This is a genomic window from Actinopolymorpha sp. B9G3, assembly GCF_040120725.1.
Lineage (GTDB): Bacteria > Actinomycetota > Actinomycetes > Propionibacteriales > Actinopolymorphaceae > Thermasporomyces.
In genome coordinates this window covers 1-9,340 of record NZ_JBEEAB010000050.1, presented here as the reverse complement: position 1 = coordinate 9,340, position 9,340 = coordinate 1, and the positions used below count along the sequence as shown (strand labels likewise).

9 protein-coding genes and 1 pseudogene are annotated in these 9,340 nt (G+C 66.2%); 4 read left to right on the top strand and 6 right to left on the bottom strand.

Annotated features, from left to right (window positions below):
• From ABNF93_RS34250 to ABNF93_RS34235, 4 genes are all read right to left on the bottom strand, one after another.
• Positions 1 to 139: NAD-binding protein (locus ABNF93_RS34250; RefSeq protein WP_502877679.1), on the bottom strand; the 139-nt coding region annotated here is incomplete at its 3' end.
• A gap of 96 nt (positions 140 to 235) precedes the next feature.
• Positions 236 to 403, bottom strand: a complete 168-nt coding sequence (locus tag ABNF93_RS34245; protein ID WP_349332423.1) for a hypothetical protein — start codon at positions 401 to 403, stop codon at positions 236 to 238.
• Between the two features lie 147 nt (positions 404 to 550).
• Complete coding sequence (locus ABNF93_RS34240; RefSeq protein ID WP_349332422.1) at positions 551 to 1,504, bottom strand: glycoside hydrolase family 6 protein; 954 nt, start codon at positions 1,502 to 1,504, stop codon at positions 551 to 553.
• Between the two features lie 649 nt (positions 1,505 to 2,153).
• Complete coding sequence (locus ABNF93_RS34235; RefSeq protein WP_349332421.1) at positions 2,154 to 2,498, bottom strand: SAM-dependent methyltransferase; 345 nt, start codon at positions 2,496 to 2,498, stop codon at positions 2,154 to 2,156.
• 358 nt (positions 2,499 to 2,856) lie between these two features.
• Between ABNF93_RS34235 and ABNF93_RS34230 the strand changes: the two genes are divergently transcribed.
• From ABNF93_RS34230 to ABNF93_RS34225, 3 genes are all read left to right on the top strand, one after another.
• Positions 2,857 to 3,042, top strand: coding sequence for a hypothetical protein (locus ABNF93_RS34230; protein WP_349332420.1), 186 nt, complete (start codon positions 2,857 to 2,859; stop codon positions 3,040 to 3,042).
• 500 nt (positions 3,043 to 3,542) lie between these two features.
• A complete protein-coding gene (locus ABNF93_RS35205) occupies positions 3,543 to 4,142 on the top strand; it encodes a circadian clock KaiB family protein (RefSeq protein WP_502877678.1) in 600 nt (199 codons plus the stop codon).
• Between the two features lie 125 nt (positions 4,143 to 4,267).
• The gene (locus ABNF93_RS34225; RefSeq protein WP_349332419.1) at positions 4,268 to 5,437 is read left to right on the top strand and encodes a patatin-like phospholipase family protein; all 1,170 of its coding nucleotides are present in this window, start codon (positions 4,268 to 4,270) and stop codon (positions 5,435 to 5,437) included.
• Between the two features lie 964 nt (positions 5,438 to 6,401).
• On the opposite strand, the gene ABNF93_RS34220 is transcribed toward ABNF93_RS34225, so the two are convergent.
• Positions 6,402 to 6,692 (bottom strand): site-specific integrase, encoded by a 291-nt coding sequence (locus tag ABNF93_RS34220; RefSeq protein WP_349332418.1) that lies wholly within the window; start codon positions 6,690 to 6,692, stop codon positions 6,402 to 6,404.
• A gap of 1,181 nt (positions 6,693 to 7,873) precedes the next feature.
• On the opposite strand from ABNF93_RS34220, the pseudogene ABNF93_RS34215 reads away from it, so the two are divergent.
• Positions 7,874 to 8,071: pseudogene (locus tag ABNF93_RS34215) on the top strand (transposase); the annotation flags it as partial.
• A gap of 592 nt (positions 8,072 to 8,663) precedes the next feature.
• On the opposite strand, the gene ABNF93_RS34210 reads toward ABNF93_RS34215, so the two are convergent.
• Positions 8,664 to 9,161 (bottom strand): cupin domain-containing protein, encoded by a 498-nt coding sequence (locus tag ABNF93_RS34210; RefSeq protein ID WP_349332417.1) that lies wholly within the window; start codon positions 9,159 to 9,161, stop codon positions 8,664 to 8,666.
• Positions 9,162 to 9,340: the final 179 nt, after the last annotated feature.

Here is a 9,340-nt window from a genome sequence, read left to right as displayed (position 1 = left end):
CGCCGTGCCGGATGATCTCCCAGCACGCGCCCGCGTCGAGCCCGATCGCCTCGGCAAACGCCAACGCCTCAGCCGCGACCGCAATGTGTACGCCGCAAAGCAGCTGGTTGACCAGCTTCACCTTCTGCCCGTCACCCACGGCCGGTCCCACCACCGGTGCCCGGCTGGATCCGCTGCCACTGGGCCTCCGGGGTCGGGAACTCGCCTGGCCGCGAAGCCATCGCGTCGACCACGGCTAGGCTAGGGAGCAGGCGCTTCCCGGGTCCTGGGCCCGCTCAGCGAGCCCGGCGATTAGCTCGACGAGCGTCTCCCGCCCAGCCTCGGTGGCGGCCCCGGTGAGTGCCGGGACGTCGAAGAGTTCGCGAGCAAGTGAGCCCGGCAATACCCATGGCGAGGTGCTCACCCGGTCGGACGGCGACGGCTGGGAGCCGATTTTGAGTGGGGTTGGTGACCCGGAGCGAACGGCGCCAGAGCCGGACCGGCCGGGGCCCCCGGGCCGCGTCGCCCGGAGACCCCGACTGGTCACGTCGGATCGACGGTGGACCGCCGGTCAGCGACCCTGGATCAGGCCGGCCGCCAGGTCCGGAGAAAACTCCCCGGCCGTCGTCGTGGCACCGGCACCACACGTGCCGTCGGACTCACCCGGCGCCTTGATCCAGAGCTCGAACTCCTTGGGCTCGCCGAGGCCGACCAGCCGGGCAGGAGTGCCCAGCTTGCGGCCGGCGGGGTTGCACCATTCGCCGTTCGCTGAGCCGTTGCCGTTCCGGCTCGTGTCGACGACGTACGACTTGGTAAGGCCGTATTTGGATGCCAGGGCCTTACGGATCGCTCCGCCGTAGGTGTCGCTCTCGGCCGTCGAGTAGAAGTTGGAGACGTTGACACTAAAGCCGCGGGCCTTGCCCACACCCGCCGCGGCCAGTCGGTCGGCCATCGTCGCGGGCGGGATCCAGTTGGCGTTGCCGCCATCGATGTACGTCATTGCATGGGGCGCGTGCTCGGCCAGCTGGTCCACGCCGAACTTGATGAGATCGAGCCGGGTCTTCTTGCCGGCCTCGTCGGGAATGCAGTCGATCTGCGCCAGCGTGTCGGGCTCGAGGATGACCACGGCGGGGTGCGATCCGATGCCCTTGGCAAACGACGTGATCCAGGTGCGGTAGTCGTCCGGGCTCTCGACGCCACCGGCACTGTGCGACCCGCAGTCGCGCCCGTAGATGTTGTAGGCGACGAGTACCGGGAGGCTGCCGGCGTCGGCGGCCGCCTCGACGTACTCGCTCGTCTCCGCCGTGATGCGTTTGTTCCAGTCGCCGAACCAGCGCGCCACGGGCTTGTTGGCGATGGTTTCCTCGATGGTCTTGGCGCGCTCGTCGGAAGGATTCTTCTTGGCCCACAGAGTGGACTGCTGGGTGGGATCGACGTACAAACGCTCGGGCAGGACCCCCGACTCGGTACGTGGCGGACGGTCATGGAGTTGGCGTGGCGCGGACGCGTTCTGGGAGAGTTCCATCCAAGGCGCCTCGGAGCAACCGACCAGTAAGCCGACTCCTGCAATGAGGCTGACACCGCATACGCCAGCTTTCACAACTTTGTCCCGCATCGTCTAGGCTCTCCGATCTTCCCGCCGATAGTGAAATTAGTGCGGCTAACTACCTGTGAGGTATTCGCAGGCATCGACAGAGGTTCGCTGATCTCTTCACGACTTGTCAAAAAAGGGCGCCGGGATTGCCCTCAAGGTCGAGGATGTCAAAAAGGAGCGACATGCCCCGTCGCTCCTCGGCGTAGGATGCGGTGCTACGCGTGCGAGGCCACGTCAATTGGGCCGGCCTTTGGGGGTTTCCCCGCCGGGCACCGCACGGCGGAGCCGAGCCCAACAAACCACCTCATAACGTTCGTATCGTTTCGTTTTGTTTATATTGATATGAAACGAAGCCTAGATTGGCCTCATGGCAGACCAGCAGAGACCGGGCGGTGGGTTAGGGTCTCCGGCGGTTCGACGCATCAGGGGAACCAACGCGTGTCCGGCACGCACCCCCGACACGCACGTCGTCAGATGACGGGCCGTGTACGACGTTGGCGGCGTGGGAGAGGGCGAGGTGGCTGCCGGAGGGCAGCGGTGCCATCAGCTCGCCGAGGATCGCCTTGGCTTGGGGTGTCGGTTACGTGGTGCAGGATCCCCATGAGCGTGACGGCGACCGGCTGGTCGGGGTCGAGCGTTGCCGCGGTGGCGTCGAGGATGCCGCGGGGTCGCGGCGGTCGGCTTCGATGTACGCGGTTGCGTCCTCTGTCGTGCTTACGAGCAATGCCCGCTCGCGCACGAGCACCAGGGAATCGTTGTCGACGCGAACGACAGGCGATTCCGGCGCGATCGCGTGTGCTACTTCGTGGGTGTTGTTGGCCGTCAGCAGCCCGGTGCCGATGTCGAGGAACTGGCGCACGCCGGACTCGGCGAGAAACGCGACCGACCGCCGAAACCGGCTGGTCCCACCTACGTGCGTTGACACCTGGCATACGCCTGGTGGAGACGATCACGGATCCGGACCTGGCGCGCCCCGGCGTCGGTCTCGTCATCCCCACGGAACAGGCGCCGCAACCGCGTTGGCCGGCGTCGACGCGGCGACCACGGCGCTCGTCGGTGCCTACAGCCGGCGGCGACCTGAAACAAGGTCATCGTTCGCGCTAATCGCTGTGCCGATCTTCCTCAACCCTGGTGTCGCGGTCCAGACACGCCGAGGTCGACCCACCCCCACACCGCGCTCGGGAGCGGACTGCGGAGAGCGGAGAGCGGAGAGCGGAGAGCGGAGAAGGAAGATACTCGGCCGGGCGGCGGCGGGGTGCCTTGCCTGTCGTTTCGGTGGTGGGTTGGGGGAGTCGTTCGCGGAGGTCGTCGAGCTTTGTGGCGTGTTCAGTGCGGAGATCGTCGAGTCGTTGTTGCGCGGCGGTGCGGTCGGTCTCGGCTTGGTCGCGGGCGGCGGCCAGGTCGGCGCGGACCTGGAGAGTTCGGTCTGGAGCGCCTCCCGGTTTGCGGTGGCGTCGCGGAGTTGGTAACGCTGCTCGGCGGTCTGTGTGGTGAGTTGTTCGACGGGGAAATTCTGCTCGGCTGACGGCCCGCTCGGCGGTCTCGGCACGTTGGAGCTGATGCCTGCCGCCGCTCGAGCTGGACGGCGAGCTAGTCGCGTTCACGCGCCAGGTCGGCGGTTTCTGCCGGGCGGCGGTCAGTTGCTGGGCCAGGTCGTCGCGTGCGGTGGTGGCAGCGATCAGCTGATCGCGGGTCGCCTCCAGCTGGGCTGCGGTCTGTCGCAGCTGTTCGGCGGCCTGGTCCCGGTCGGCGCCGGTCTGCTCGAGCTCGCGAGCCTGTTCGAGCTGTTCGCCGAGTTGCTCGGCGCGCGCATTGGCTGTAGCGGGCCTGGGATGTCTGGCAGGCCGAACGGTACCGACGCGGCGAGATCGGCCAACGAGCTGCCCACAGCGACAACCCGTTCCGACCACGCTGACGACCGGAACGGAAGTCCGGCCTGTTCAGCAAACTGGACACCGTAACGGTGTTCATGGAGGCGTTGTTACCAACACCCCGGCCCTTAGCGTGTCAATCCTGTTCCGGACTTCCCCGGATCCCAAGATCGGCTACGCCCGGGTCTCGACCGTCGATCAAGACCTCACCGCGCAGCGCGAGGCGCTCGTCGCGCTCGCGCTACCAGATCCAGATCATCGATCTCGGGCGGCAGCCCAACCACGCCGAGCATGATTACATCAGTACGGTTCCCGCCGTGCTGTGGTGCGCGCCGCTTCCGCCGCGTCGGGCGGTTGGCGACCTGTCCGACGAGGAGCAGACGGCGGCCGCGCTCGGCCTGGGCGAAGCCTCGTGGGAAGGGTATCGATACCGGTTTTGGGTCGTGCGGTTTGGGCATGAACCCACTGGCTGCTGCGCCAGTCTCCGACGTCTTGTCGGAGACTCCTCCGGTGCACAGGCATGGGTGGAGAGCCGTGGTGGCTCCACGATCAGGTCGTCGTTCCGGTTTCCCTCACGGTTGCGGGGGCACCACCGACCGTGCCGTCTTGAGATCGGTTCTGCGACAGCTGCTCTGGCCTTACGCCGCTGCAGGCCGCCGTTCCGGGATGTCGCGATCCTGGTCGGACTGGGTATCTGAGAACGGGGTAGATGTGCGAGGGGCGTCGGGCGGGACTGGGGCGAGTCCCCTAGTAGGAGCTGCTGAACGGCCCTACGCCGCCACAGTGCTGATTGAGCCGCGGCCGAGGCGGACGGGGGAAGAAGATGGCCGAAGCCAGGAAGGCCGACCTTGTGCTGGAAGGTGGGGGCGTCAAAGGTATTGGCCTGGTCGGAGCGCTCCACGAGCTGGACCGGGCAGGGTATGAGTTTCCGCGGGTGGCCGGCACCTCCGCAGGCGCGGTGGCCGGAGCCTTGGTCGCCGCCGGCATGCCGATGGACGAGCTGCAGAAGATCATGCTCGAGGTGGACTACCGCAAGTTCTGTGACAAGTCGCCCCTGGACCGCATTCCCGTCGTCGGCAAAAGCCTTTCAATGCTCGTCCAACGCGGCATCTACGAAGGCGATTACCTCCAGGAATGGCTGGGCCGACAGCTGGAAAAACAGGGCGTGAAGACGTTCGCGGATTTGCAGATCGACGACCCAGACGCCACCCTGGCAGAAGACCAGCGGTTCAGTTTGGTGGTGATGGCCACCGACCTCACCTTGGGCCAGCTGGTCCGCCTGCCGTGGGACTACCGCCGGATCTACGGACTGGATCCACGGACACAGCCGGTCGTCGACGCGGTCCGCGCCTCCATGTCGATCCCGTTCTTCTTCGAACCGTTTACCCTCACCAACCCCAAAACCGGGATGGACTCGACCCTGGTCGACGGCGGGGTACTGTCCAACTTCCCCATCGACGCCTTCGACCGTACCGACGGACAGCCCCCACGGTGGCCAACGTTCGGAATCAAGCTGTTGCCCACGCTGCCCAAAGACAACACGCAGCTGCTTCCGGTCCTCGGCCAGGGCTTCCGCAAAGTCATGACTTTCCCAAGGCCGTGGGTCCTCGGCATTCCGCAGCTACCGCCGATACGCCTGCTGACCTCCCTGGTCGCCACGACCATCGCCGGCCACGACCAGACCCGCCTCAACCTGCCCTGGGTAGATGCACGAACCATCCGCGTCGACACCACCCCCGCCGGCATCGTCGAGTTCGACCTCGACGGCAGGCAGCTACAGCGCCTGTACGACAACGGACGCAAGGCTGCCAAGACGTTCCTACGCCACTGGAACTGGCAGGACTACCTCACACGCTACCGCCAACCTGCCGCTGCCCCCGCCGGCCCGGTCCCGGCCGGAGTCCCGGACCAGCGGGAGCACGGTCACCCCCGTGCAGGCAAGGTGACGCCCGCTCGGAACGGACGAACCCGGCGAGCACCTCCGCAGACGTAGCGCGCCACGGTGATAATCACAGCGGAGCCGGCTGCCGCGGCGGCCGATGTCGACACCGTCCGGCAGCAACGCGAGCTGGTCCGGATGCACAGGCTCAGGAAACGACCCGGGAGCCCTAGTGATGCTCACGCCCGTCGAGTACTCCTTCTTCACGCCGGAGAAGTTGGGCGGGGAGGGGCCGTACCGAGAGATCTGCCAGCACCTCGGGCAACCCGCAAGGCCGAACGGATACGGCCTCCTGCATTGCAAGAACACCGAGACCGGGCAGCACTGGACGTGCGCGACGTGGTCATCGACTACCTGCGGCTGCTGATCTCCGCACGAGGAACAGCTCTCGCCAAGCTCGAAATCCCGGCAGACAAGATCCCGATCCGACCCCGCGGCTGGCCGTGTCGCCGGACTTTGAATACTGACCCCTGCGGTAGAACCCGAGGAACCGTGAAGTCCATTTCGGCGTCCGTTGACAAGCCCGGACGAGTGGTAGCGCCGGCACGCCTGTCGACTCCATCACGCATCTCCGAACGGAGGGTTGTTACTGCCGCTATGCATCGACGAGGTTGCGTGCTCTTTGTGCTGGCCCGCCCGGCGATCCTCGTTGTCGCCGAGCAATCGGGAGCTGGAGGATTCGGTGAGCATCTTCTTCGGCATCGGGGCCGGTGTGCTTTCAGCACGCTGACCGCGAAATGGAGTTCCTGTATTCGCAGCTGCACTCGGAGTGGAAGCAGATGGGGCCGATGCCGGAGGAGAGCGCACGCCTGTGGCAGGCAGCTTTGTAGCGGCGCCCAAGGATCGTGGCGTCATATGAGACGTTGGTGGACGGGCCGTGGCTGTTCATCAAGCTGCGAGATGGATAGCTGGACGTGACCGGGTCAGCAGCCTCCCCGGACGGTCGCTCGGAGGGATTAGCAACAGCCGAACCGAGAGCAACTTCAACGCGCTGGACGGCGAGGCGACGCCCCAGCGACTAACTCACCGTCGGCGATCCGGGTCGCGGTCTTGCTGCCAGCGGTTGAGGTCTCTGCGACACCCTGGCGTAGCGGGCCAGTGAGGCTACCGAGCGGTGAGCGGAGTAGGCGAGCAGCGTCCACGCGTACGCTCCGGTCTCAGCGGCGTGGGTCAACGCCGAGTGCCGGAGCTGGTGGAGATTCCACAGCCCACTCGGGTAGTCCTTGGTGGCCTGGCCGTCCTCATCCGAGGTGACGACGCGGCATTCGATCTCCGGGTTGCTGGTCTCGCAGGCACGCAGCACTTGCATCACGCGGTCGCAGCAGTGCGCCAGTTTGCGGGAGTGTAGTCGGGAGCGCCGTCGACAGCGGGCACATGCAGCTTCACAGCCCCCTACCCCTTCGGGAGCGAGCATGGGTCTTCGACCAGGCTAGGACCGCCTGACCAGGCCCTGAGCCGGCAGGCAGCCGCGGATTCCGGTGCTGGCCTCGTTGAATTCTCCTTGTCCCGTCGCCGGAAAGCTGGGAAGCCCTGCACAACCACGAGTACCCGCTGTGGCGGGCCTGGGTCTGGTCTGCTGTGGGTCGGGGGCACTCCCAGGATCTGGCTTGCGACACGATCCTGATCTTGCGACATGCCTGCATTCGGCGTTGTCGCGGCCTTGGGTGGGCCGCCATCCCGCGCCAAGAAACTCGTCATCCTCGTCGGCTCCCATAAGGCCCTGGCTGTCGCCGTCCGCACCCCCGGCGCCGACCGCCGTCACACCGCTCTCACCCACCGGCTCCAGGCCTCATGCCATCGCCTCGGCCGAACCCGCGCATCGGTCTCGGTAGCCGAACGCCAAGTGAGACTCGCTGGTCCGGGAAGGAGGGCGGGCGGCCGAAGCGATGCAGTGGCAGCTGGTGACGCCTCGGGGCCCGCCCGTCGCCAGACGCGAGCCCGGCACAAGGAGCCTCACCGGGAATCGTCAGTCGTAAACCCGCCAGCATCTTCTCAACGTGATGTCATCCCGGCCGAAGCACTTGCGCACCTCCGGCCCGGACACCGACGCCACGCAACGCAACGCGTGGGAGTCGCCGTGCCGACCTGCAACGTCACACCCCGGGCACGCCAGCCCCAGTGACGCCAGCCCGGGCAACAGCGGCGTCCACGGCGACAACGACCTGAACGGCCGGCTAGCCTGACAGCATCGAGCTGCGAACCGCACCGACGGCGGCGCGGAGGTAACGCGGCCTCGTCAGGCAAACGTCACCGAGCACAACACGCGCGAGGAGAACAACGAGTTCGGCCCCTGCGCCTGGAAGATCGCCGCGGAGAAGCTGCTGCAGATGGCCCCGGGGCGGTGCGCCGGCCCAGGCGATGGCGCCCAACGAGCACGAAGACGACGAGGAAGCTAAGACCTGCGCGTCCGGTCAGCCGAGGGCTTCGCCGGTCGGGAACCGACGTCGCACGTGGCGACCGCCCGGCATCGGGGTGCGGATCTGCCGGGGATGGCGCCAGATCTGGTCCAACAACCCCCAAGAACGACTCAACCGCGAGGTCCGCCGCCGCACCGACGTCGTCAGCATCTTCCCCGACCGCAAGGCGCTCATCCGCCTCGTCGGCGCCGACCTCGCCGAACCCGACGAATGGACCGAATGCCGCCGCTACCTCGGCCTCGTCCTCCTCACCAAAGCCCGCACCACCACCACGACCCCGGAGGAAGCGACCGCAACAGACCTCAGCCAAGGCCCTAAACACCTAACTAACAAACGAACCACGCGACACGACCGCTACACCACGCCGGTGGACTTGACCGGCGACGAGGTTGATAATTCTGCATCAGGGTGCAGATCTGCCCGGGTTGTCCACGGCTTGGTGGTTCGTACCGACGTTTGTATTCGCTGGCATCATCCTTCGAACCTGGCGCTGACCTGGGCAAACACCGTCAAACCGGAGACGACAGACCGACCTGCGGTGACAGACAGTGAGGTGCTCCTTTTTGGGCCGGTGGAACCAATGCTGGCCAAGGCTGTCAGTCAGCTTCCCTCACCGCGGGCCGGCACGGCCGCGTTCGGGCCGAAACTCGACGGGTTCAGAGCGCTCGGGATCGTCACTGATTAGGAATGCGTTCGAGTTCGACGGCCTCGATCTGAGCCCGCCGCCGTCATCTTGTTCAAGACGCGATATGCCGTCGGACGGAAGGCTGGTTGTTGCACATCGCGGAACGTTGCCCCGTTCATCAGACGCTGACGTTGGAGGTCCAGCTCCACAACCTCGCTGTGAGGACCTCGGCTAGGGCTCAGGCGGGTGACCGCCGTACCCAACCGCTCTGCTTGAGCTCTTCGTCGTCTAAGAAGACGAGCATCGGCTGATCGGGAGCCATGATCATCGTCACGACGAAGCGCAGCGGGATGTCGGTGCGGTTGTTGGCGTCCTGATAGTGGATGACGTCCACGCCCGGTTCCCAGAATGCCTCGTCGGCCTTCACCACCCGCGGCGGTTCGCCCTGCACCTCGAAGACCATTTCGCCCTCCAGGATGTAGCCGAAACAAGGCCCACCGGGGTGGCGATGCGGCGGAACGCCGGGATCGCCGGGGGGATACTCGACCCGCACGGTCATCACTTGCCCGTCCGAAGCCAGAAAGGGCGGAGCGATGCTCTGAAGCTCGGTCAGCGTGTTCCGCACCTTCTCATAAGGGTCCTGCGACATCGCTTTCTCCTGTCTCGCGCCAGCTTGCAGCCATTGGTCGAACGTCGTCGGGGCGATGCGGGCGTGTTGCCTTCGTCCATGCGTCATCGCCGTCTACTTTGCCGTCGGCATGCTTCCCACGGCCGTGCGTTTTCGCCCACTAGTGTCCTCCGCCTGAAATTCGTCGGGTAAGTGTAGGTTTGGTGGATGGCGAGGACTGGGCGGCCGAAGGCTGAGCTTGTGTTGAGCGATGAGGAGTGCCAGACGTTGACGCGGTGGTCGCGTCG

Bases quoted from the DNA above. Each gene is read 5' to 3' on its own strand.
- ABNF93_RS34240 (WP_349332422.1), bottom strand. From the start codon at position 1,504: ATGGAACTCTCCCAGAACGCGTCCGCGCCACGCCAACTCCATGACCGT.
- ABNF93_RS35205 (WP_502877678.1), top strand. From the start codon at position 3,543: ATGGAGGCGTTGTTACCAACACCCCGGCCCTTAGCGTGTCAATCCTGT.
- ABNF93_RS34225 (WP_349332419.1), top strand. From the start codon at position 4,268: ATGGCCGAAGCCAGGAAGGCCGACCTTGTGCTGGAAGGTGGGGGCGTC.
- ABNF93_RS34220 (WP_349332418.1), bottom strand. From the start codon at position 6,692: ATGCAAGTGCTGCGTGCCTGCGAGACCAGCAACCCGGAGATCGAATGC.
- ABNF93_RS34210 (WP_349332417.1), bottom strand. From the start codon at position 9,161: ATGACGCATGGACGAAGGCAACACGCCCGCATCGCCCCGACGACGTTC.